The following is a 23,253-nucleotide window of genomic DNA, read 5'->3' on the forward strand; positions in this document are numbered from 1 at the left end:
GTTGAAATTAAATAAGAGAGCGCACCACACCGCCTTCGACGTGCAGGGCGGCACCGTTGGTGGCGGCAGAGCGCGCACTGCAGACATAGGCCACCATGGCGGCCACTTCGGCGGGCTCGATAAAGCGTTGTAACAACGATGTCGGGCGGGAAAATTTGAAAAAGTCGTGTTCCGCCTGTTCCAGCGTCTGGCCGGCATCACGGGCCAGGGTGGCAAAGAACTCGCCCACGCCTTCGGTTTTGGTCGGGCCGGGCAGCACGCTGTTGACCGTGACGTTTGTGCCGGTACAGGTTTCAGCCAAAGCGCGTGACACCGACAACTGAGCCGACTTGCTCATGCCGTAATGCACCATCTCAGCAGGCGGGCAAATGCCCGATTCGCTGGAGATGAACACGATGCGGCCCCAGTTGCGGGCCTTCATGAGCGCCAAGTGGTGGCGCGACAAACGCACACCGCTCATCACGTTGACCTCGAAAAAGCGCAGCCAGTCCTCATCGCCAATCTGCTCAAAAGGTTTGGGCTCAAAAATGCCCAGGTTGTTGACCAGAATGTCGATCTCACCAGCAGCCTCGAGCAGTTGCTGGCAACCGGCAGCGGATGACAAATCGGCGGCTACGCCGTCTACCATCGCGTCCGCAAACTCGGACTGGATGCGTTCGATCGCGCTGGTCAGCCTGGTTGGGTCGCGGCCATTGAGAATCACATGGACCCCTTCAGCCGCGAGTTCGCGCGCGGTGGCCCAGCCTATGCCGGAGGTCGATCCGGTGATTAAGGCGCGTTTGCCTTTAAGTAAAAGATCCATTCAAGTTCCTAGTCAGGTGTAGCCGCGGGTAGGCGGATACAAAAAGGGTTTCAGCCAGATGGTCAAGCGCGGTGCCACCACCCAAGTCATAAGCAACACCACCAGCATCGTGATGACCATTACCCGCGGCAGCAGCGGCCAGCCGGTCAGCAAAGGTGCGACCGTCAGGAACAGGAGGTACACCGTCGGACAGATGCCCAGCCAGGTGACTACCGCCACTTTCCATCGTGGAGGTGGCTGGAGGGCAATTCCGGCGGGCGGGGTGAACCAGTGGCCCAGGCCGCTGACCTCACGCAGTTTGGTGCTGCCCAGGGTGTGCGGTGCAATGGCGGCCAGCCGCGCCGTGCGCTCGGGCGAGGTCTGCCAGGTTTGCAGGTGTTCTGGCGTGTCAAATGCAAACACGGTGTGGTAAATGTTGCTTTCCTCGTCGTCGCCTTCGGGATCAGAGCGCACCAGTTGGCCGCCCAGATAGCCGGGAAACGGTCGGGCAGCAGCAGTCATCGCTTCGGAAGCCTGCTCGAAAGCGGCCTCGTGACCCGGCTTGACGCGGCGCGACACCAGCACGGTGACGGCGCTGGCAGCTTGAGGAAGCGTTGTGGCCATCGCGACTCAGGCAGTTTCAGGAGAAACGCACTGAGCAGTTGCCCAACCCGCCAATCGACACGCGGAAGTTGTCGCCCGCTTTGGCCGGCGACATGGCCGCCAAAGCGCCCGACAAGATGACTTCACCCGCTTTCATGCCGATACCCAGTCGGCCCAAGGTGTTGACCAACCAGGTGACAGCATTCACCGGCGACCCCAGGGCGGCTGCACCCGCACCGGTGCCGATGATTTCCCCATTTTTCTCCAGCACCATGCCGCAGGTGGACAGATCAATATGGCGCGGGTTTACGGCGCGGTCACCCAACACAAAGACCCCGCAGGAGGCGTTGTCCGCCACGGTGTCCTGGATCTTGATCTTCCAGTCGCGAATGCGGCTATCAACGATCTCGAAGCAAGGCATCACACATTCGGTGGCGGCCAGCACGTCGGCGTTGCTGACGCCAGGCCCCATCAGGTCTTTTTTCAGGATGAAGGCGATTTCACCTTCGGCCTTGGGCTGGATGAGCGTGGCGATGTCGATCGACTGGCCTTCGTTGTAGATCATGCCGTCGAGCAGATAGCCAAAGTCAGGCTGGTAAACGCCCAGCATATTCATCACGGCAGCAGAGGTGACGCCAATTTTCTTGCCTACCACACGCTCACCCGCCCGCAGGCGCCGTGACAACATACGCTGCTGGATGTGGTAAGCGTTCTCGATGGTGATCTCGGGGTGACGGCTGGTGAGCGGGTCCACCACGGTTTGTGTGCTCATGGCGTGGTAAAGCTCATCGCCCAGGGTTTCAATTAGTTTTGCATCCATTTCGGTTCAGCTCGGTTGGTTAATTAGAAAATATTGATTTTTTAAGCCTCTAGCCCTTATTAAATAAGCGCAATAAGCTATCAAAGTAGTAGTTTTTACGAATCTTTCAGGCAGCCCATGCGTCGTCCTCAGCCAAGAAATTCCCGACCAGCTGCGCAAAACGTGCCGCATGCTCAATTTGCGTCCAGTGACCGCAGCGCCCAAACACATGCAACTGTGAACGTGAAATCAGCGCGTTCAGCCGGATCGAGTTTGACAAAGGCAAGACTTGGTCTTCGCGACCATGAATGATCAGAGTTTCGTGTGGCAGTGCTTGTATATCCGCTTCAGGACTTGCCAGTGATGCCACCCAGCGCTGACGCGGTGCGGGGAACATCGACGAAAAAGCTTCCTGAAATCCCGGCTGGATACTGGCGTCGTAGCGCAGTCGTGCAAGTTCATCGGTCACCAGTCCGCGGTCAAAGGCAAAGATGTCCAGCAGCTTGCGCATGTTGTCAAGCGATGGCGTATAGCCCCAAACGGCATCCAGGCCAGGTGTCAGCTCAAACTCGACACCAGCGGCCCCCATAAGCACCAGGCGGCGAACACGCTGGGGGTGACGAATGGCCAGTGCAAGGGACAGCGCACCACCAAAGGAGTTGCCAACCAGATCAACCTGATCAAGCTTCAGTGCATCCAACAGGCCAATGGCTTGCCTGACCCAGGCATCCATCGTGTATGCAAAACCATCTGGCCGTTCTGTAAAACCGAAACCCACCATGTCGGGGGCAATGACCCGAGCCTGTTTGGCCAGCGCAGGCATCGCCAGGCGCCAGTTGGCCCACGCGGTCACGCCCGGGCCGGAACCGTGAATCAACAGAACCGGGAAGCCGGTGCCCACATCATGGTAGTTGGTGCGGATGCCCGTAGCAACAATCGATTGTGCAATTTCTGGATTGGATGTTGTCATCATGTTCAGGCCTGAATCAAACCTTCTGCGCGCAAGGTGGCCTGAACGGCATCGCGGGAGGCCACCCGGGCCGAAAAGTGTTGCAACGCAGGCCATGGCGCCAAGTCCACACCCACATAGCCAGCCCAGCCCAAGGTAACAAACAGGTAGATGTCGGCGACAGAGTAGCTCTCTCCAAGCAAATAGGGTGTCTTGGAAAGTTGTGCTGCTGCTGTCGCCAAGCGGGCATCCAAAGTCTTGCGCGCCGTAGCCTTGGAGTCAGCGCTGGCATCGGGATTGAACAGCGGGGAAAAGCTTTTATGAATCTCGGTGGAAATAAAGTTAAGCCACTGCTGTAGTTGATAGCGCTCAAACGTGCCGTTGGGCGGCGCAAGTTTTTTGCCAGCCGCTTGGTCAGCGATGTATTGCACGATGGCGGGGCCTTCGGTGAGCATGCGACCATCGTCGAGCTGCAAACAGGGCACATAGCCGCTGGGGTTCACTGCAAAGTAATCGTCACCAGCATCGATTTTCTTGGTTTTGAGATCGACTTTGACCAAGTCAAAAGCGAGACCGGCTTCGCGCAGGGCAATATGCGGTGACAGTGAGCAAGCGCCAGGAGAGTAATAAAGCTTCATAGGAGTTTCTTATAAAAAAATGGGGGCACAATATTCTCAATACTTGATCATCACGTTGCGCAGTTCGGTGTAGAACTCCAGCGAATGCAGGCCACCTTCACGCCCGATACCCGACTGCTTGGAGCCGCCAAAGGGTGTGCGCAAATCACGCAGGAACCAGCTGTTGATCCAGCACAGACCCACCTCGATTTGCGTTGCCAGGCGGCTGGCTCGGCTGATATCCTGGGTGTGAATAGAAGTGGCCAGGCCGTAGGGGCTGTCGTTGACCATATTCAGCACCTCTTCTTCGGTGTCAAACGGCTGGATATGGCAGCATGGGCCAAAAATTTCTTCACGAACAATAGGTGAACTCTCGGGCAGGCCGGTCCAGATGGTGGGTTCGACCCAGCAGCCGTCTTTCAGGTCATCTGGCATATTGGGAACGCCGCCACCAAGAACAATATTGGCACCTTCTGCTTTGGCTTTGGCGTAGTAAGACAGCACCTTTTTCTGGTGGATTTTGCTCACCAGCGGGCCAATTTTGGTATCGGCATCAAACGGACGGCCGGGCTTGATGGCCGCGGCGCGCTCTTTCAGGGCGCTGACGAACTTGTCAAAAATCGGTCGCTCCACATACACGCGCTCAGTGCCCAGACAGACCTGGCCGCAGTTCTCAAAGGCAGAGCGGGTCACGGTGGCCAGAGCGTTTTCAAAATCGCAGTCGGCAAACACCACCGCCGCGTTTTTACCCCCCAGTTCAAGCGACACCGGGCGGATTCCGTCGGCTCCGGCTTTCATGATGGCAGTGCCGGTTTTGGTCTCACCGGTGAAGGTGATGCCGTTGACACCTTGGTGGGCGGTCAAGAACGAGCCAGCCGAATTGACCCCAAAGCCATTGACCACGTTGTACACGCCGGGTGGAACACCCACCTTGTTCATCACTTCGCCCAGTAGCGTGGCGGTGCTGGGGGTGGACTCAGACGGTTTCACCACCACGGTGTTGCCACAGGCCATGGCAGGGCCACATTTCCAGGTCATCAACAACAGCGGCAGATTCCAGGGACAGATGATGGCAATCACACCGCGCGGTGTGCGCACACCGTAGCTTCGCGCAGTTTTTCCGTCAGGGGTGCGCATCTCGAACGACTCGGTGGAGACGTTCTTGATGGTGTCGGTAAATATCTTGAAATTGGCAGCACCGCGCGGGATATCGATGTGCGAGGCCAGGTGCGCTGGCTTGCCGGTGTCGGCAATCTCGGCTTGCAGGAAGTCATCAAAGCGGTGGTTGATCTCGGCCACCAGACCGTCGAGCATGGCGCAGCGATCTACCACCGAGAGCTTGCCCCAAGGACCCTTCAGCGCGGCGCGTGCGGCGGCCACGGCAGCATCCACCTCGGGTTGGCCGGCCTCATACACCATGCCAATCAGCGAGTTGTCGACCGGGTTGCGCTTCTCGTAGGTCTTGCCACTGACATTGGTGACGTACTGCCCGTTGATGAAGTTCTTGATTTCTTTCATGATGCACTTTCCCTAAAGTGGCGCTTTGGCAAAGCCTTGCGCCGATAACGTTAAATAACTTTCATGGCCCCAGTCGACTACCGCCAAGGGCCAGGAAAGTTAGCTACTTAACCCGACGGCCGTCAACCCGGCCTGAGCACAAGCCGCATCCTGCTCGGCAGACCCTCCCGAGACACCGATACCGCCTAACAAATGTCCACCATCACGGATTGGCAAGCCGCCACCAAAGACCACCAGACGTGGCCGCAGTGGCATCCCCAGCCGCAAAGCCTCATCGCCTGCAAGAATACCCATCCACTCGGAGGTCGGAAAACCAAAGCTGGCAGCGGTGTATGCCTTGTCGATGGCAATCTCCACTGAGTGAAGAAAAGCCCTCGGCATGCGCAGGAAAGCCACGAGCACGCCTGCTGAATCCGTAATGGCGACATTGATGCGAATGCCAAGTTCGCTGGCGTGCGCTACCGCAGCCTGAACGGCCGATGCAGCGGCTGCGACCGAAATGGCATGCGACTCCACACTTAAAGCGTCAATTCCTTTCATCATTGCGTCAGACTGCTCAGGTGTATACCTCGGTAAACGAGGGCATCAATTCACCCGTGTGGTAAAAAATGCCACTGCCCAGATGCGATTCGTCCCAGGTGGTCACGGGGCGGTCGCGCTGGGCCAGGTAGCCCAGGCCGGCGAAGGTCTCGTTGCGGTTGCCGCTCGGATCAAAGAAGTAGATGGTCTCGCCGCGCGTGATGCCATGGCGTGTAGGCGTCACATCGATGCGGGTCTTGGTCTTGGCCATCACGTCGGCCGACTTCAAGATGTCATTCCACGAATCCAGGAAGAAGGCGATGTGGTGCAAGCCCATGCGCGGACCACCGACAAAGGCGATATCGTGTGGTGTAGTGGTGCGTGCCATCCAGGTAGCCGCTTGAATAGAGCCGTTAGGCCCCACAACAACCTGCTCGGTGAGGAAAAAGTCCAGCACATCCGTCATGAACTTGGTGTTTTCTGCCACCTTGTTTACACCCGTCTCTGGATTGAGCTCGCACATCAACAGGCAGTGGTCGAGCCAGTGCGCGCCGGCGCCCGTGATGTTGTCTGGCCATGGATCGGGGTTGTCAGTTCCAACCTCGGTACCCACGTACTCTTTCTTGGCGTAAAGACGCATTTCGTGTCCGCTTGGCAGGTTGAATTGAAGCATGCGACCCATTGATGGCAAGGTGCCTTCTTCCAGCATGGCTGTTTTGACACCGGAGGCCTCAACCTTCTTTTTCAGCTCGTCAAGGTCGCTGTCCTTTTCGACCTTGTAGGCCACATGATTCAAACCCGCCTGGTCAGAGGGCGTGAGAATCACAGAGAACTTGTCCCACTCGTCCCAGCATTTGAGGTACACGTTGCCATGTTTGTCCTCCATCGTTTTTTTCATGCCCAGCACCTTTTCGTAGTGCTTAAGAGCGGCAGCCATGTCCATCACCCGCAGGCTGGCATGACCAAGTCTCATGATACCCATTGAAGTCTCCTCTAGGTTAAAACTCAGGCGTTTGCTGTAGCAGCAAACCCTTTGCGAAACGGCTTTTCAAACTTGCCAGTCACCTCCAGCCGGATGGCGGTAACTGGTGCGACACGGCAGGCCAAAGTAAAACCTTGGGTTTCTTCTTCGGCACTGACATGAGCGCGACTGACGGGACCGAGCGGGTGGGTTTGCCCCTCAAGAATGTGAACCTTGCAAACGCCGCAACCACCATTGACACATCCCACCGGGATACCCTTGCGCCCCAAACGCAACATGCCTTGCAGCAGGCTTTCGTCATGGGCACACGGAAATGTTTCGTCTGTTTGCGCGACGTGAACAGGGACCTTGGGGCGGGTGTCTAAAAACATCGTGTGTCCATTCAAACCCGCTTGAACAAGGGGCTGCGCTGCTGGTTGGTGTCTGCGGCCGAGAGAAACTTCTCGGTGTAGATGTCACGCTCGTAGAGGCGCCCTTGCATCAAGGTGGAAATGCAGGCCTCAATCATCACCGGAGGGCCACACAGATAAGCCTTGTTGCCGGAGAAGTCGCCAGCGAAGTGGGCTTGTGCGACATCATGGACGAAGCCTCGTGCACCATCCCAAACCGCATCTTCTGGGTCACTGGACAAGGCGGGAACGTAGGTGAAATTGGCGTGCTTTTCCGCCAGCGTACGAAATTCGGCATCGTAATAAAGTTCTTCGGCAACCCGTTGACCATAAATCAGGGTCATGGGAACGGTACTGCCTGATTCCAGCAAGTCAAGAATCATCGAGCGCGGGCTAGACAGCCCCGAGCCGCCTGCCATGAAGACCATGGGAGACTGCGACGACTTGCGCACAAAGAACCGGCCATAGGGGCCGGAAATCCGCAAGGCATCGCCCGCCTTCAGTTGTTCATGCAGCCAGGTGGTACCCGCGCCGCCTTTGAGGATGCGCACATTGAGTTCAACTTCGCCGGTGGCTTGAACCTGAGCCGGGGAATTGGCAATGGAAAACGCTCGGCTGCCTTCGATGCCGGGAATCGTCACCTGCACATACTGCCCAGCCTGAAAGTGCAAAGGTTTGTCAAGTTTCAGAAAAAAAGCTTTGATGGTTGGTGTCAGCTGCTCGATGCGTGACACCACACAGTCAAAGTCGCGTACCGCAATGATCTCGGCATCCGGCTCTTCATCGATGTCTGCTTCGATGGTGGCATCGCTTTGCAAGGTGGCACAACAGGCCAGCGTCTTGCCGGCATCGCGCTCGAAGTCCATCAGCGCAAACAGATTGGCATGGCCATGGTCTACCTCGCCGCTGGTTACCTCGACCTTGCAGGTTCCGCACAGGCCATGGCCGCAGGCGTGAGGAATGTAGATGCCTTGACGCAGTGCAGCATCCAGCAAGGTTTGGCCTTCTTTTACCTCGATGGTCGCGCCCAGCGGCTCAATGGTCAGTTGGTAACTCATAAATTGGAACGTGGTTTTTTTACTTGGTTGAAATACTGCCGACGCAGCAGGCGGGCTTGAGCCCCCCTGCTGAAGCTGCAACACTTAATTGCAGGAGCCGTTGATACCGTTCAGGCCTGGAGTCCGAAAGCGAATCACATCCTTGTGCTTCAAACCGTTTTCAGCCAGCGACTTGGTGGCATCTGGTTGCCAGGGCTTGCCAGACTTCAGCCATTCCACCTTGCTCCAGTCAATCCTGGCAAAGTCCGGGTGGTAGCCATAGGTGGCGGGCAGCACCGCCGTGCCCAGTGCGCCAAAGGGCGTGTCCGGTGGCAGGGGCAGGGCAACTGGCGCGCCGAACATCAGGTGGTCTTCCCAGCCGATGAACAACAATGGTGCGGGAAAGTTCTCGCGCACGTCTTTGGCAGGAAAGTTGTAGGGTTTCAGGGCTTTAACGCTCATTTTTGTGCTCCTTCTGCGGATTCGCCGCGCCAGGCGGCAAAGTTCTTTTGATCTTCGGAACCTTCGAAGTCAAAGTTGTCCCGACCAACGTTCATGTTGTAGTAGTCGAGCACGGCCAGAAGCGGATCAAATCCCTCGGCGGTCGGGTCAACACCTTCCTTGAAGCAGTTGCCCTGGTAGATCTGCTGCGGCGGTAGCCAGGCCTGCACATACTTTTCGGGCTCGTTGTCGAAGATCTCCTTGCAGTGGTCGCTGCAGAAATGGTACTTGTCACCTTTGTGGTCGGTTTCGCGGTAAGCGATCTTGGTGGCATCACCTGGTTCAGTGAAGATCATCGGGATCTGACAGGTCTGGCACAGCATGGGCAATGTTTTCTGATAGAAGCGGTTGCCTTGTTTGGCCTGCTCTTGCCAGTAGTCCCAACGCGGCCGGTAGTACTGATCGAAGGTCTCGGGATATTTCTCAGTCAACCACGCCATGTCTTCCGCGCTAGGAACAAAAGTGTGAATGGGTGCGGCCGCGTTGTAGTTGTAAAAGACGGCAAAGGTCTGGTGGCTGATGTGGTCCTTTCCTTCGCAAGCCTGGATCCAGCCCTTGGGCTTGCGGATGCCGTAGCGGGCCAGATCCTTGAAGAGGGCTTCGCCGTTTTCTTCCACATACATTTCCCAGCTCTCACGCCAGCTCATGACCTTCTTGGGCAGGAAATAGTCTTGCATCATGGCCACGATGCTCAGCAGGCGGTAGCCGCGCCAGAACCATTTGTCGATCCAGCCCTGCACGATCGGCACGTTGGCCGGGTCCTGCTCCAGCATGAACTTGATGCATTCGATGCCCAGTGTCATGTGGCGCGACTCGTCGGACTGCGCGCTGAAGCCGAAGGTCACGGTGGACATATCGCCGTTGTGCGCCGCGCCCGACATGAAGGGCACAAACAACAGGTTGGTCAGCACGTACTCGAACGAAAAGCTGACGGCGGTGAGGAACTCGAAGGGGCCGCCGGTGTAGGCGTCTTCAAAGAAGGACTTCGGCACCGACAGGTACCACACGCGGTCAAACATGTGCTTGGGGCTGTGCAGGCCATTGAAGTATTTGTTGTAGTGGCTCAGGGCGTGCGTCTCGGTCTGGTTGTGGCGCAGTTCATCAATGGACTGCATCTGGCAGGCCACGCGGGCACCGGCACCTGTGAACTGTCGCCCCACGTGGGCAAAGCCGCGGTAAGCGTAGTACTCCAGCGGGGTCACACCAGTGAGAAAAATCTTGAGCGCGTTAACGTAGCGTGCATCAGCCACGCCGGTCTGGCCATTGTTCTGCGCAAAAGCTTCGATCACCGCATAGAGTTTTTTCTCTTTCTCGCCCTGGTATTTCCAGTAGGCATCCATCGTCAGGCGGAACGGGTCTTCCCACTTGTCCCAGTCGTGGATCTTGATGCCTTCGTATTTGTCATACGGAAAAACCTTGTCCATCGGCTGGTAGGTGGTGTCCCAGGCCAAGCCACGCGTCATGGCGGCGTAGCGTTCTTTGAGGCCGAGTTTCTTTTTCAGTACAGGGGTGTCCATGTGTGCTCCTTGTTTGGGGTTGGGGTTCAGTTGTTCCATTTCAGAGAAAGCTGGTCGTCATCTTCGTCAATGTGACCCGACAGGGTGACAAGGTTGACGTGAATCTGCTGCAAGTCGTAGGGGCGACCTACCAGCTCCTCAATGGTCGCGCGGCGGATCACCAGGCTCCCGGGCGCGTCAATCTTGACCAGTCCGGTGGGGTAGGTCGCCTGTGCGGCGGGGTTGTCGGCCAGGATGGCCTCAATGATGGGACGCGAATCTTCGTTGTCCTGGAAGGCAATAAATACATTTGACATGCGTGTCTCCTTTTTAGAATGGTTGGGTGCGGGCACTCAGGCGAGGAGTCCGGCTTTTTTGCAGCGCAGGTCAAGCGCTGCGCGCGCCTCCTTCAGAGCAGTCGCGCCAACGCTACCCAGTGCCAGTTCAGCCACTGGCGCCAGGGCAGCCTGGGCACGATCAGCCCATTTGGTGAGCCAACCCGCGATCAGTTGCCGGTTTTCAGCCGATTCAGCCGCAGCCACCTTGGCCACAGCGTCAATCCAGCGTGCACTCTCGGTGTGCCACTCGGGCATGAAGGCGACCAGCATCGACACCGCTGTGCCGCCCTGCAAAGCAATGTGGTCATCGATAAAGCTGCCGTAGATCAGCGGGTAGAGCTGACCGTCGAGCGCCAGGTTTTGCGCAATGAACAGCTCAAACGGATCCTGCAACACCAGCGTGTCTTCGACATAGTGGCGTAGCGGCTGCCAGCAGGCGGTGTTGAGCCAGTCATTTTTGCCCGCATCCAGAATGGCAGGCTCGTCCAGCGCCAGCCCCAGACGGGTGATGAACTGCGCCGCGCCCAGGTGATCCATGGCGTGGAACATGGCGGGTGCCGTGAACGGCGTGCCGTAGCCGTAGGCACCTATGGAACTGTTGTTCATGTTGCCACCCCAGGCCACGTGGCGCAGCGGCATCAGGACCTCGCAGGCCTTGCTGCGCACGGCCTCGGACATCTTGGCGACCAGCCCACGAGACTGCACAAATTCGTAGCTCGATTCCATCGCGTCCTGCTGGCGCGCCCGTGCCATGGTCCAGGTGGCGTAGTAGTACTGACGCGGGTCACGCAGCATGTTCCAGTCGGCCAACTTGACCGCTGAGCGTGACTTGTCAAATACCTCGTGCTCTGGATCCCAAGTGGGGCGGTAGTGAAAGTTGTCAGTCGGCTGGGTGTCAAGCGTGGCTTCCTGGTAGCGCGACGCAGGTTTTTCGTTACCGACGTATTTTGCTGTGTGGGTAAACGTGTTGCGCAGAGGCTTTATTTCACGTGTATGGAGATCGACTGACATAGAAAATATCCTTTTAAAAGAAACGACGAGGGGACTCAATTACTCAACAATTGCACTTGGTTCCGGGCGCAAAAATCGTCAAAAGCAGGTTTCGGCAACATTAAATCCACGAACAACTCGGGCCAGCCGATGGCAAATTCAAAACACACCAAACCGTCTGCACGAACCTCTTTGACGCGGACAAACCTGTTTGCGATGTTGCAAGCCGGCTCTACTGATGGGGTGAAGGTTGCGGTCATGGTTATTTGGGTAGAAGGTACTGTTTAGATGGCACTGCAAGGATCTTGCCAACAAGCTTTGTTACGGCTGAAATCCCGATATTTAGCGGGTTTACCCCTAGGTTTAAGATGCTAAATTTCTTAAGAGTTGACAAAAATTATTCAAATCTAGGGGTTTCCCTCGTCAAATTGAGCTGCTAATTTTTATTAAATTGATCATATGATCATATTTGTGACGTAAAACTTATCAAATGATTAAATTCAAATCAATAAGCTTAAAAGTTGAGTCAAGTGAGTGATTTGAAAAAATATCGAGATAAATGGCTTAAGATGAATAATTGACCAAGGCCAGCTCAGGGTAGGATCAACATCTTCATGGCACCACCCGACTTTTGATGGAAGGTTGCAAACGCCTTGTCCACATCAGTCAGAGAAAACGTGTGTGAGAAGTATTCTTGCGGGTTGACCACGCCGCGCTCCATCATGCGCAAAGCCTCCCACATATACGGCTGAACATTGGCAAAACCATTCATGTGCAGCGTGATGTCGCGCAAAAACACGTCTGCCAGATTGAGGTTAAAGGTGTTGTCGCAGAACACTCCCAAAGCCGCGACTGTCCCGCCCGGGCGAACCAGGTCTAGGCTCATTTGCAGGGTTTCGGGATAGCCCACCATTTCGATCACCTTGTCGAAGCCACGACCGCCCGTGTGTTGCAGCGCTTTTTCTTTCCAGCCATCTTGCGACGAATCAATGGCAACCGCCCCTTTTTTAGCGGCGGCTGCCAAACGGTGAGGTACGGTATCGAACGCGACAATTCGTCCAGGCCCTCGGTGCAGGGCGATATCCAGTGTCATCAGACCGGTCGGGCCGCAGCCTACAAGCGCCACGCTTTCACCTACCTGAATGTCGGCCAGATGGTTGGCGATGACGGCGGTGGGCAGGTTGCAGGACAGCGTCAGCGCAGCACCATCAGATATTTCATGAGGCACTTTCATGGCGTGACCGTCCGCGTAAGGCATGACCATGGTTTCTGCGTGCGTGCCATTGAGATTGCCAAATGGCACACCAAAGCCATAGACGGCTTTCTGCGTTGTCTCGCAATGCGCTGTTTGACCGACCTCGCACATGTAGCAGTGACCGCAAGATGCAGAGTAGCCCATGGTCACTCGATCGCCCCGCTTGAAGCGACCCACAGCCTTCCCTATGTCAAGCACCTCGCCGACGAGTTCGTGGCCTGTTTGTGATTGCCCCTTTGCCATGATGGGGTCCAGCGCCCCACGGTACAAATGCAAGTCGGAGCCACAGATCGATGTTGCGGTGACCTTCACTAGCATTTCGTGGTCTGCGCGAATGACAGAGTCAGCGATATTGCTGCAACGGATATCTTGGGGACCGTAATAAACTGCGGCTTTCATGTGTTGTCTCCTGTGTTTTAAATGGACTGCGTTTCAATCTCTCTGAACTCGGTGGCATCGCCAATCAGATTGGTCACACGCCACATGAGAATTTTCGAGGGCGCACCCTCGCCGCGGTTCGAGTTATTTTTAGAACCGATGTGTGTAGCCAATGGTCACGTTGTTTTGCGAGTGCGTTGTTTGAATCGGATCCGCAGAATTTGATGTTCCACCAGGATTGCCCATCGACTCTTCAAAGGCATGAGAATATGCAACATCAAGGCTGTTCTCTTTGGAAAAAGCGTATGAAAATCCGGCCGACACGTGTTTTCTTGGCGTTGCAGGAATCACGGCAAACAAAGTTTCTGAACGCAGCGCCTGGGTTGCCAGGCGAGCACCGCCGCGCAGCGTCCAGTTGCCGGTCTGATAGGCAACGCCAAAAGCCAGTATGGTTTGATCTTTGTAGTTTTGTGGCAGTTGGATGTCAAGAGTGCCACCACCATCTGCCACAAATCCGGCATTGATGTCTTTCATGGCGTGTTCCCAAAATACCTGCGACACGTCCACAGCCATCATCCAGCGATCGTTGAAGCGGTGGCTTAGGCCAAAGTCCAATTTCGCGGGCATCTGAAAATTACGCAACTTGATGTTGCCTGCCAAGGGGATTTGCCCGGCAATGCCATCAATGGCGGTGAGCGTGGCTCGTCCATCCATGTCCTTCATCTGGCTTTCCATGGCGTAATCCAACCCGAACATGGTGTCGTTCGACATTTTGTATGTCAGTCCAATGCGGCCACCAAAACCCCAGGATTCAACGCCACTGGCCAAGGGTTCATTTTTGGTCAAGCTGAAATGCGCACCGCGCATGTCCGGCAAACCACCGAGTACCGGTAATAGACTCCCGTTGACTCTTCCTGCGCCAATCAGCGCGCCAACCTGGCCTGCGCCAAGCAGGAGATCCAGATTCAAGCCCTGCCACATCGCATCAAGGCTGGCGCCAACTGCCAGCTTTTCGTTGACCTGGTAGCTCGCGGCAAACGGGATGTTTAACACCAGCAGACGGCTTGAGTTTTCAAGACCGGTATTGAGGCCACCCGCGGCACGGGAAAGAAAACTGCTGCTGCCATATTCAGTTCCCAAGCCGCCTTGAGCAAAGGCCCCAATGCCGTACGCTAAATCGCCATTGCGGTGCGTGTAGGCTGCCTCGGGGGCCAAATAGGGGCCTCGGTTACTGGAGTGGGTACCGGATGAAACACTTTCCCCGGTCGATTGATTTCGCACATTGATATCTGTGGTGATCAGATCCAAGCCCAAATGAAGTTCGGAGCCCGGTGCCATCAATGACAAGGTGGCCGGGTTGGTCATCATGCCGGCAGCACCCACATTGAAGGCCGCAGCTGTGCCGCCCATGGCACGCGAAACTGCCCCAAAGCCTTCGAGTCGAAAGACCTCTGTGGCCTGGGCCAGTTGACCTGTGGATGCCAAGCAGGCGGCGGTCACCATGCTGATGGTGTTTAATTTGAATTTCATTTTGCTGTCTCCTGGTTTTGATGTGAATTTATGTTCGGACTCAATCAATGAGCCTTGCTAATGCGGCGACCGAAGCCACGCTCGCCGAGCCTTGCACCACGGCATGCTGACAAACCTACATGTCGACTTGGTTGCTGCCCGGTTTCGAGGCTCTAATCGCCCAGTTAAATACTATTTTTTGGTCCCCAGGCGGGGTCAAGAGAATTGATCTGAAAGTGATTGCATCCTTGGAAAATTGACTCAATCAAGAGTGCAGCTTGGCCAGATTGGCCAAGCCGGTGGCATAAATGCCCTCCACCAGAGCAATGACTTGGTCGCCAGGTAAGCCTATAGCCTCAAAAGTGGAAGACCATGTAACTTCGCAGCGGCGGGCTCCTAGGTCTCGGACATCAATCTTGCCAAGGTAACCGTTCATCGGCGTGGTTGGCTCAATGATCGAATAACACAAAACACGGGCTGAGTTGTCCAAGGACTCCAGTCGTTCAATCAGCACACCATCAGCGCTTGCCAATTTACGGATTGAACCCGGCGTATTGCCATTGCACTCAAGCATGTCGAACATCGGCAGGATTTTGCAGATGCCAGAAAAATCCTTGACCGTTAACCACACTGCCTTGGCAGGAGCGGCAATTTCAAGTTTGGATTGGGCATTGACCAAGATGTGCCTCCTAGAAAAAGCGATCGAAATGAATCTGCTCAAAAGGAACGCGGTAGCCCACCATCAGCATTTCCTGCAATGTCTGTGTCATGGGCGGTGGACCGGCAAAATAGAACTCGAAATTTGGCAAGGTCTCACCAAATACACGCCGAACCAGTTCATGAACAAAACCGGTTTCACCCATCCAGTGCGCACTAGAGTCATCTGCCGGCAACGACACCACCGGGTGAAAATGGATGCGTTCGCCATAACCGGGAATCTCTCTCAAGAAGCTCTCTCCACAGATGTCGCGCGAAGTCCGGCCACCATAGAAGAAATGGAGCTGGCGCGTTTTCAGCATGCCTGACTGGGCCGCCCCACGGGCAATTGACACCATTGGCGCCAGACCTGAACCACCCGCAATGCAGACGATGTCACGCTCGACCTCGGTTCTCAGATAGGCCAAACCATAAGGCCCATCAATTTCAATTTCCTCGCCAGACCTCATGTGGTGGAACAACTGGTTGGTTGCTACGCCATTGGCGGTGCGGCGGATCTGAAAGTGCCATTCCCCTGCGTTGTTGCCAATGTTTGACATTGAATAGGCTCGGGGCGTACCAACGCCGGGAATTTCCAGCATGGCAAACTGACCTGCCAGAAAATTTGCGGGACCATCGGCAACAAATCGAAACTCGCGAATGTCGTGGGTGATCTCGTGCATACCCGTAAATTTGGCTCGAAATCGCTGGGCACTGATGACTGGCACGCATTCTGGTGAGTTACGAACCTTGATGCGCAAGTCAGTGCTTGCAACGCATTGACAAGCAAGAAGATTGCCTTTTCGTTTGTCACGGTCGGTTAGGCCCGGTGCTTGCGGCCAAAGATTTTCCACCTCACCATCGAGTAATTCGAATTTACAACTGCCACATCCGCCCGAGTTGCACTCGTAGGGAAAGCCAATTCCGGCACGCAGCGCGGCCCGCAATACCGTATCTTTCCCCGATTGGTCAAAGACACTCTTCTCGGGTTCAGTTGTGATTCTCGTTTTGGTCATAACCATTCCAATCATTGGGGTTACAGCCTGGCTGCGGACGCCTTTAGAGCGCATGCTTTCAGGCTTTTGGTTGTACTTACAGCCCCAACGATTGGCGGAAGTCGCGTGTGGCCTGCTTTGCAGATTGGGCCGCCTGAGGCACATCTGCGAGCGCACCACAGTAGGCCTCGATGGCCTTGTCAGCCAAGGGCTCCCATTTGGCAATCCAGCCCTTGATAACCTCGGCATTACCTGACTTTTCAAGCGCCATCTTGACCAGGGCAGTTGCCCAGCGACGGTGCCGTGCGGCATCGACCAACTGTGCATCAGTCAGCAAGCCAAGCAGCATGTCGCCGTTATGGCGGGCTGATTCACCGAGCTTGCGCAGGACGGCTTCATCGATAGCTGGCTTTGCGACCAAACTCAGTGCAACAAACCCTTCAGCCCAATCCCAAGTGGTGAGTATTTTTTCCATCAACTCCCGGAAGCCTTGCCACGCCGGATCAGTCTCCCAATACTCACGCTCTTTGATGGCGAAGCCTTTGTCGGCGAAAGTGAGTGAGAGTTCTTTGGTGCGGTATGCGCTATGACTTAACCAACGGAACGCGTCGGCCATCTGAAAGTAGTTGCAGTTGGTGATGGTGCTGGCAGGTGCCATCTGGCCCACGTAAGCAGATGCCATCTGCACGGTGTGGAAAAGATACCGTGACGGGGTGTACATCCGCGCGAGGGAGCCGGCCCAGCGAGGGTCGAGTGATTTGTCATGCTCGCGGCTGTTGAACTGGTCAAACAGGCCCATCACATAATTTTCCTGACCATCCTGCATCATGTTGTAACTGCGGTACACCACCTCTTCCGGGTCGCGAAATGCGTTCCAGTCGTCATGTTTGAGGGCACTTCCAAAGGTATTGGTCTTGTACCATTTGTTCATGAACATGTCTGGATCGAGCTCATAAGGCGCGTTCGCATCACGGTCGTTGTAGTGAAGATTTGCGCTCACAATTTCATATTCACTGGGTTTACGACGACGCGCAGCCAAGTGACTCCAAGTCTTGAGCGGCTTTAATACCTGTACTTCTGACATGATCTGTCTCCTTAATGGGTTTGAGTTGCTTTCGACAACTGTCAATGGTGGATGGGTTTGGAGGTTAAAGATGTTTGACCAGATAGAAGCGCACCGCATCTGGCAAACTTTCAATTCGTCCTGCAAAAGAGCTGAGATCAAGCTCCAATTCGTTGATCTTGAAAGGGCGCCCAAGCGCGCGTTCAATCGTCTCCCTGCGCAAGATCATTTCGTCGTCGGTATCGATGCGTAGGTAAGCCAGTTGGTCCAGAACCCGGATATCCCGTCCTGGGTTATCCTCGACTGCGGCTTCGGCCACGGCCATCGCCAGTTCACCCGCTCTCATCACAGGCCCCACTCGGTTGTTGCTGTGCTTATTCACTGGTTCACTCGTATTGCTCATTACTGTCTCCGTATTGGTTTGTTTGCTTGTCACGAAATTTCAGGTGTGCGCAAAAAGCGGCTTCACACCGTCGGTCTCTACCAGAATGTCCTCGCCGTCGACCTTTACCGGGTATTCGGCCAAGGCACAGTCAGAAGGGTTGATGCCTTTGCCGGAGCAGGCATCAAACTGCCAAAGATGAGCCCGGCAAATGACCGTCTTGCCATCGAATTTGCCTTCGACCAATGGAATATCCTGATGCGGGCAGATGCCCTGGAACGCCTTGATATCTCCACCCTCGGCACAAACGAGCAAAATTTCTTGCCCATTCACTTCGAATGACTGCATCTCACCTTCCCACAAGTCGTCGCGGGTACATACTTTTTTGAATGCCATGTTGGTTTTTTCCTGTTTCAGCTTGCGTCGCGGCAATCCTTGCGATCACTGCGACTGCCTGCAAATCCATCAGTGCTTGGGAGCTTCCCAGATGATCTCAATGGTTTCGGTGGGCTTCAAGCCCGAGTCTGCGACCTTCATGGTGCGGGGCAAGAATTCCTCGCTGCCCTGACGGCGTACCCGCATGATGTGACCGGGACGCGCACGCACGCGCCGTCCCACTGAATGATGGGCCGCCGCCGCCGCCACTTCGTCCATGGTGTTCTCGGTATCAACCGGCAGCAGTTGGAGCACGAAGTCGCCTTCAAAATTGGAACTCAAAGGAAATAAAGCCATTTTTTTCTCCTGTAACAGGTTAGTTATCTTGCCGGTGACCGGAGTCACCGGCGGTATGTTTCAGTTGTTGTCAGCTTTCAGTTGCTGTCAGCTTGCTTTCTTGATTTCACGCATGGCTTTGTAAACCTCGGCCCATGCATAGTTGTGAGCATCATCACCAATTTCGCCCGGGGCCAGGCCCATGTAGTTCAAGCCGCCGCTCAAGTCCATCGGCTGGATCATGCCGGCAAGGAAACGGTCGATCAGGCTCAGATGACCTGCATAGCGCTCTGGTTCTTGCTCAAAGCACCAACGGTCTTGCTCCGAGCCAAAGTGGTACAGACGCCCTTTGTACTCAAGTGGAAAATCTTTGACGTTCCACTTTTTGCCCGGTGTGTAGTTGATTGGCAAGTTGCACATGTTGCAGACCATCGGCAAGGTTTCGGGGTAAGTCATGGCCATGTTGCCATCCACCACGTTGTCGATGATGACGTCCCAGCACTGACCCCAAGTGTCATTCCAGCCCGGGTACTTTTCTTCCAACCAGTCGCGGTCGGCAGGCGTGACACCTGCTGCTGGGTTCCACCATACGGTTGGCCGCCAGAACCAGACGCCGAGGTGCATGCCGTGGTGCTGCTCGCTCAGTTCTTCAAGGAAGTGATCCCAATACCAGGGCAAATCAAGCCCGAGATCGGTCAGGGCACGCTCGAACTGTGCCACGATGAACTCTTCCATGAACTCCTTGAAAGAGTGCTTGCGGTGTTCCACCGGGGTGTAGTAGTCCATCATCGGGCCCGTCAGCACCGAAAACAGTTTCCAGGCGCGCCAGAAGGCAATGTCAACCTTCTTTTGAGCTTCGGCTTTTTTTCCATTCTTTACCAGGATCTCCAGGGCAGGCCCGCCAATCTGGGCGTGTCGCGACTCATCAGTCTGCACACTCGATATCAAGCTGGCAAAGGTGTGATCTCCGGATTCGGCCGCATCTGCTGCCAAACCGAGAAACTGCATGTTCGTGAAGCCGGTTTCAAAGCTGAAGGTGAGCATGATGGAGACGCTGATCGCGTCGCGCGTCATCATGATGTCATCGAAAAAGTGACGCGCTGCGATCGCACCCCATTCGTTGGTGTCATAGGCCTTGAACGCCCAGTCCATCTGGCGATCCTTCGATACATGCTCGTGCGGGAAGTAAAGCTGTATCTGACCATGACGCACTTCATCAAGACAGCCCATGGTGGCCATATTGCGCATGCCAGGTGCCTTGGAAAAACGCACCATCCGCGCCTCTGCACTGGCGGCAGCGTACTCTGCACGTGCGATGGCACCGTAGTGCGCCTTGATCACCGACTTCCAACCCGGGTCGGAGTTCTCAAAAATCTTTGAACGCTCCAAGGCGCCCTTGACCGAATAGGCGCCAGAGTCTTTTTCCCGTTGAATCTTCACATATTCAGGATAGGTCTGTTTGTAAGGTTCGTCATATTGCTCCCACGCTTCGGCAGGGAGGCCGTAGTCACCCGCCAACTCTTTTGGAAACAACTCCAGATCTGTGACGTATTTCGGTGACCAATTGGTCGTTCTGGCGATGTCATACCAGTCCATTCGATTCAGTAAAGCCATCTCAAGTCTCCTCTATTTAAAATGTGGCGGAATTGCCGTGACACATGCAACAACGAAAATTTATCTGCCCAAGTCTTCCCATCTGACAGGGTCATGTGGTGGCGGGCATTACCGTCAGGACTTCGCAAGGACCTTGCCAATAAAATCAAAAACGCCTTAAATCTCGATATTTAAAGGGTTAACCACTACAAACGACTCTCCTTTTCTCAAGGAACCTGAGAAGACTTCGTGAAAAAAAAGGGTTTACCCTTAAATCAACAATCTAAGATATTCCTTTGAATTTGCGTATTTGATGAAGGGCGAACGGCTAAAATTTACCAAATAATCAAATTCAACAACATGATCAATAAATTTCAAACTTTTGGCGCTGGCACATAAATTTCGAGATAATTGTTTTTCATTGACCGTGGAGTGACCTATTTATGAGCCTGAAATACCCCCCAAACGACGATTTACGACGCCTGTTACGCTTTGAGCCAGAAAGCGGCGGGATCTGGCTGGGCGACCTGCGCATGGTGTTGATGCACACCATGGCGCTGACTGAATTGCGTCAGGATCTAATGACATCAGTTGGCCCCGAGCATGCACGGCGCATCCTGACGCGCATGGGTTACGCCTCAGGCGTGTACGACGCCGAATACGCAAGAAAGACGCGACCAGGCGAAGTCTCGCAAGACACTTTTTTAGTCGGCCCGCAACTGTTCATGCTCGAAGGGGCGGCCAAAGTCACACCCATCAAGCTCAATTTCGATATCCAAGCAGGCCAGTTTTACGGCGAATTCAGCTGGGAGCAGTCTTGGGAGGCTGTTTCACACCAGCAGAAGTTCGGATTGGATGAAGAACCCGCCTGCTGGACGCTGCTGGGCTACGCCAGCGGCTACACCAGTGCCTTCATGGGCCGGCTGATCCTATACAAGGAAACCATCTGTGCCGCCTCTGGCGCGGACCATTGCCGGATCGTCGGGCGCCCGATTGAAGAGTGGCCGGATGGCGAAGCGCATCGCGTTTATTTCACCAACGACTCCCTGATGGAAAAGATAGTGGCCCTGCAATCGCAGGTGGAGGAGCTGAAGTCGAAGCTGGAGCCCGTCAACCTGGGTGGCCAGCTGATTGGTAACTCCCCGGCTTTTCGCAAAGCCTACACGCTGATTCAAAAGGTGGCACAGACGCAGGCCACGGTGTTGTTGACGGGCGAAACCGGTGTCGGGAAAGAGCGGTTTGCGCGCGCCCTGCATGAACTGTCCAGCCGGGCCGACAAACCGTTTGTAGCGGTCAATTGCGCCGCCCTGCCCGCTGAACTGATCGAATCCGAACTGTTTGGCGTCGATAAAGGGGCCTACACCGGCGCCCACGCCGCGCGTCTCGGCCGCTTCGAGCGCGCTGACGGCGGCACCCTGCTGCTTGACGAGGTGGGGGAAATGCCGATGGCGGCCCAGACCAAGTTGCTGCGTGTCTTGCAGGAAGGCGAAATCGAGCGCGTGGGCAGCGAGACCACGCGCAAGGTCAATGTGCGCCTGGTGGCTGCCACCAATGTGGATCTGGCGCAAGCCGTTCAGGCCGGGCGTTTCCGGGCTGACCTGATGTACCGCCTCAATGTCTACCCCATCTGCATCCCCCCGTTGCGCGAGCGCAAAGCCGATATTGAGCCACTTGCCCAGGCCATGCTCGCGCGCTTTTGCGCGCTGCACGGCAAACGTGTGCTGGGTTTTGAAGAGCGCGCACTGCAGGCGCTACGGCAATACGACTGGCCCGGCAACGTGCGCGAACTGGAAAACCTGGTGGAAAGGGGTGTGATTCTTGCATTGCAGGCCGGCAGGGTCGAGTTAGAGCATCTGTTTCCAAACCAGCCAGATGGGGCGCAGACCAGCCTGGACGCGAATGGCCGCCTAGCCAGATTGCCAAGTGTGCAAGACGACGAGTTGAGCACGCGCATCTTGGACAGCGGCAGCTCGCTTGATGAGATTGAGGGACGTGTGCTGGACCATGCTGTGGCCCGTGCGCGAGGCAACCTGTCTGAGGCGGCGCGCCTGCTCGGTCTGACCCGGCCCCAACTGGCCTATCGGCTCAAGCAGCGCCAAGGTAGCGCTCCGACTACAACCTAAGAGGCGACCCGGGAGCATTGTGATGTCAAGCATTCAAAAAAACCGTGTTGCAGACTCAGCCAACGAAGCTCCAGCGCCGCGCACGCTGGTGGAGCGCGCCTACCTGGCCCTGCGCCACGACGTGGTGTGCGGCAAGCTGGTACCCGGCGAGCGCCTGCGCGTGGAGCACCTGAAAGATCAGTACGAGGTGGGCGCGGGTACCCTGCGCGAGGCTTTGTCGCTGCTGATGTCCGATGCGCTCGTCACCTCGGAAGGCCAGCGCGGTTTTCGGGTGGCAACGATCTCGCTGGCAGACCTGGAAGACGTGACCAACACCCGCGTGATGCTGGAAACGGAGGCCTTGCGCCAGTCCATTCGCCATGGTGATGCCCAATGGGAGGCCGCGCTGGTGCAAAGCTACGAGTGCTTGAGCCAGACCGAAAGAGACCTAGCAGAGTCTGGCTCTGAGCTTTGGGAGCGCCGCAACAAGGCCTTTCATGAGGCACTGATTGCAAGCTTTGATTCAAACTGGAGCAAGTACCTACTGTCCATCCTGTACCGCCATGCCGAGCGTTACCGCAACATAAACTGGCGACTAACCGCAGCGCACGCCAGCGGACGCGATGTGCACAAGGAACACGAAGACATCTTTCGTGCCGCCGTGGGCCGCCAGGAGGCACGCGCTTCTTTGGCGCTGGAGGCACACATCCGCTTGACGCATGACATCGTGCGGCTGCAAGCGAACCAGTCGAAGCTGAAGTAGCCGCAGGCCCAGGGAATACCTTGAAATTTTTTGAAGTGGCACTTATGCCTACGCCAATTTGACCAGGTCAGATCTTTATCGGCGCCGACAACGTTCTGCCGCCACTATATTCAACATCAAGCTTAAAAACCAATCCAACAAAAGATGCGTCTCCAGAATCCAACTCAAACCATGTTGACGCTAAAAAAATGGCCACTCGAATGTCAATCCCAGTTGACGGGCCTTTTGGGAATGTCAGCTCTTCCATTCGATGGGCAAAAATGAATGGCCGCTTCACACGGACCTTG

At 55.6% G+C, this 23,253-nt stretch carries 26 protein-coding genes; 2 read left to right on the forward strand and 24 right to left on the reverse strand.

Translation table 11 applies throughout. The features are described 5' to 3' along the window. Positions 1 to 7 precede the first annotated feature (7 nt). The 24 genes from C5P05_RS07935 to C5P05_RS08050 form a co-directional block, all read right to left on the reverse strand. Entirely contained in the window at positions 8 to 802 is a 795-nt protein-coding gene (locus tag C5P05_RS07935; protein ID WP_114969319.1) for an SDR family NAD(P)-dependent oxidoreductase, read from the reverse strand. Positions 803 to 814: 12 nt separating this feature from the next. Beyond that, on the reverse strand, positions 815 to 1,405 hold the full coding sequence (locus tag C5P05_RS07940) for an antibiotic biosynthesis monooxygenase (RefSeq protein WP_114969320.1): 591 nt from the start codon (positions 1,403 to 1,405) through the stop codon (positions 815 to 817). Between the two features lie 16 nt (positions 1,406 to 1,421). Next, positions 1,422 to 2,204 carry a 2-oxopent-4-enoate hydratase gene (dmpE, locus tag C5P05_RS07945; protein ID WP_114969321.1) on the reverse strand — a complete coding sequence of 261 codons (783 nt, stop codon included), beginning with the start codon at positions 2,202 to 2,204 and terminating at the stop codon, positions 1,422 to 1,424. Positions 2,205 to 2,310: 106 nt separating this feature from the next. Further along, complete coding sequence (locus tag C5P05_RS07950) at positions 2,311 to 3,156, reverse strand: alpha/beta fold hydrolase (RefSeq protein WP_420130729.1); 846 nt, start codon at positions 3,154 to 3,156, stop codon at positions 2,311 to 2,313. A gap of 2 nt (positions 3,157 to 3,158) precedes the next feature. Continuing rightward, positions 3,159 to 3,770 carry a glutathione transferase GstA gene (gene gstA / locus C5P05_RS07955; protein ID WP_114969322.1) on the reverse strand — a complete coding sequence of 204 codons (612 nt, stop codon included), beginning with the start codon at positions 3,768 to 3,770 and terminating at the stop codon, positions 3,159 to 3,161. Between the two features lie 36 nt (positions 3,771 to 3,806). Continuing rightward, on the reverse strand, positions 3,807 to 5,267 hold the full coding sequence (locus tag C5P05_RS07960) for a 2-hydroxymuconic semialdehyde dehydrogenase (protein WP_114969323.1): 1,461 nt from the start codon (positions 5,265 to 5,267) through the stop codon (positions 3,807 to 3,809). A gap of 99 nt (positions 5,268 to 5,366) precedes the next feature. Beyond that, on the reverse strand, positions 5,367 to 5,810 hold the full coding sequence (locus C5P05_RS07965) for a heme-binding protein (RefSeq protein ID WP_114969324.1): 444 nt from the start codon (positions 5,808 to 5,810) through the stop codon (positions 5,367 to 5,369). Between the two features lie 13 nt (positions 5,811 to 5,823). Further along, positions 5,824 to 6,768, reverse strand: a complete 945-nt coding sequence (locus C5P05_RS07970) for a catechol 2,3-dioxygenase (protein WP_114969325.1) — start codon at positions 6,766 to 6,768, stop codon at positions 5,824 to 5,826. A gap of 23 nt (positions 6,769 to 6,791) precedes the next feature. Next, positions 6,792 to 7,139 carry a 2Fe-2S iron-sulfur cluster binding domain-containing protein gene (locus C5P05_RS07975; protein ID WP_114969326.1) on the reverse strand — a complete coding sequence of 116 codons (348 nt, stop codon included), beginning with the start codon at positions 7,137 to 7,139 and terminating at the stop codon, positions 6,792 to 6,794. Between the two features lie 11 nt (positions 7,140 to 7,150). Next, on the reverse strand, positions 7,151 to 8,215 hold the full coding sequence (locus C5P05_RS07980; protein WP_114969327.1) for an NADH:ubiquinone reductase (Na(+)-transporting) subunit F: 1,065 nt from the start codon (positions 8,213 to 8,215) through the stop codon (positions 7,151 to 7,153). A gap of 84 nt (positions 8,216 to 8,299) precedes the next feature. Next, complete coding sequence (locus C5P05_RS07985; RefSeq protein ID WP_114969328.1) at positions 8,300 to 8,656, reverse strand: phenol hydroxylase subunit P4; 357 nt, start codon at positions 8,654 to 8,656, stop codon at positions 8,300 to 8,302. Continuing rightward, entirely contained in the window at positions 8,653 to 10,212 is a 1,560-nt protein-coding gene (locus C5P05_RS07990) for an aromatic/alkene/methane monooxygenase hydroxylase/oxygenase subunit alpha (RefSeq protein WP_114969329.1), read from the reverse strand. The genes C5P05_RS07985 and C5P05_RS07990 overlap by 4 nt, the downstream gene beginning before the upstream one ends. 26 nt (positions 10,213 to 10,238) lie before the next feature. Next, a complete protein-coding gene (locus C5P05_RS07995) occupies positions 10,239 to 10,508 on the reverse strand; it encodes an MmoB/DmpM family protein (protein WP_114969330.1) in 270 nt (89 codons plus the stop codon). A 36-nt stretch (positions 10,509 to 10,544) separates the two neighbouring features. Further along, the gene (locus C5P05_RS08000; RefSeq protein ID WP_114969331.1) at positions 10,545 to 11,540 is read right to left on the reverse strand and encodes an aromatic/alkene monooxygenase hydroxylase subunit beta; all 996 of its coding nucleotides are present in this window, start codon (positions 11,538 to 11,540) and stop codon (positions 10,545 to 10,547) included. 35 nt (positions 11,541 to 11,575) lie between these two features. Beyond that, positions 11,576 to 11,779, reverse strand: coding sequence for a phenol hydroxylase subunit (locus tag C5P05_RS08005; protein ID WP_114969332.1), 204 nt, complete (start codon positions 11,777 to 11,779; stop codon positions 11,576 to 11,578). Between the two features lie 332 nt (positions 11,780 to 12,111). Continuing rightward, entirely contained in the window at positions 12,112 to 13,173 is a 1,062-nt protein-coding gene (locus tag C5P05_RS08010; protein WP_114969333.1) for an alcohol dehydrogenase, read from the reverse strand. Positions 13,174 to 13,302: 129 nt separating this feature from the next. After that, positions 13,303 to 14,682, reverse strand: a complete 1,380-nt coding sequence (locus C5P05_RS08015) for an OmpP1/FadL family transporter (RefSeq protein ID WP_114969334.1) — start codon at positions 14,680 to 14,682, stop codon at positions 13,303 to 13,305. A 244-nt stretch (positions 14,683 to 14,926) separates the two neighbouring features. Then, positions 14,927 to 15,340: an SRPBCC family protein gene (locus C5P05_RS08020; protein WP_157979245.1), complete on the reverse strand. Its 414-nt coding sequence runs from the start codon at positions 15,338 to 15,340 to the stop codon at positions 14,927 to 14,929. A 10-nt stretch (positions 15,341 to 15,350) separates the two neighbouring features. Beyond that, positions 15,351 to 16,373, reverse strand: coding sequence for a 2Fe-2S iron-sulfur cluster-binding protein (locus tag C5P05_RS08025; RefSeq protein WP_114969336.1), 1,023 nt, complete (start codon positions 16,371 to 16,373; stop codon positions 15,351 to 15,353). A gap of 76 nt (positions 16,374 to 16,449) precedes the next feature. Next, positions 16,450 to 17,436 (reverse strand): aromatic/alkene monooxygenase hydroxylase subunit beta, encoded by a 987-nt coding sequence (locus C5P05_RS08030; RefSeq protein ID WP_114969337.1) that lies wholly within the window; start codon positions 17,434 to 17,436, stop codon positions 16,450 to 16,452. Positions 17,437 to 17,500: 64 nt separating this feature from the next. Next, complete coding sequence (locus C5P05_RS08035) at positions 17,501 to 17,818, reverse strand: MmoB/DmpM family protein (protein ID WP_114969338.1); 318 nt, start codon at positions 17,816 to 17,818, stop codon at positions 17,501 to 17,503. Positions 17,819 to 17,857: 39 nt separating this feature from the next. Beyond that, positions 17,858 to 18,193, reverse strand: a complete 336-nt coding sequence (locus tag C5P05_RS08040) for a Rieske 2Fe-2S domain-containing protein (RefSeq protein WP_114969366.1) — start codon at positions 18,191 to 18,193, stop codon at positions 17,858 to 17,860. 69 nt (positions 18,194 to 18,262) lie between these two features. Next, positions 18,263 to 18,529: a toluene-4-monooxygenase system B family protein gene (locus C5P05_RS08045; RefSeq protein ID WP_114969339.1), complete on the reverse strand. Its 267-nt coding sequence runs from the start codon at positions 18,527 to 18,529 to the stop codon at positions 18,263 to 18,265. 87 nt (positions 18,530 to 18,616) lie between these two features. Then, positions 18,617 to 20,122, reverse strand: a complete 1,506-nt coding sequence (locus tag C5P05_RS08050) for an aromatic/alkene/methane monooxygenase hydroxylase/oxygenase subunit alpha (protein WP_114969340.1) — start codon at positions 20,120 to 20,122, stop codon at positions 18,617 to 18,619. Positions 20,123 to 20,544: 422 nt separating this feature from the next. Between C5P05_RS08050 and C5P05_RS08055 the strand changes: the two genes are divergently transcribed. Further along, positions 20,545 to 22,224 carry a sigma 54-interacting transcriptional regulator gene (locus C5P05_RS08055; protein ID WP_114969341.1) on the forward strand — a complete coding sequence of 560 codons (1,680 nt, stop codon included), beginning with the start codon at positions 20,545 to 20,547 and terminating at the stop codon, positions 22,222 to 22,224. 22 nt (positions 22,225 to 22,246) lie between these two features. Beyond that, positions 22,247 to 22,966, forward strand: a complete 720-nt coding sequence (locus C5P05_RS08060; RefSeq protein ID WP_114969342.1) for a GntR family transcriptional regulator — start codon at positions 22,247 to 22,249, stop codon at positions 22,964 to 22,966. The last annotated feature ends 287 nt before the right edge of the window (positions 22,967 to 23,253 follow it).

The organism is Rhodoferax ferrireducens, from assembly GCF_003347515.1.
GTDB lineage: Bacteria > Pseudomonadota > Gammaproteobacteria > Burkholderiales > Burkholderiaceae_C > Rhodoferax.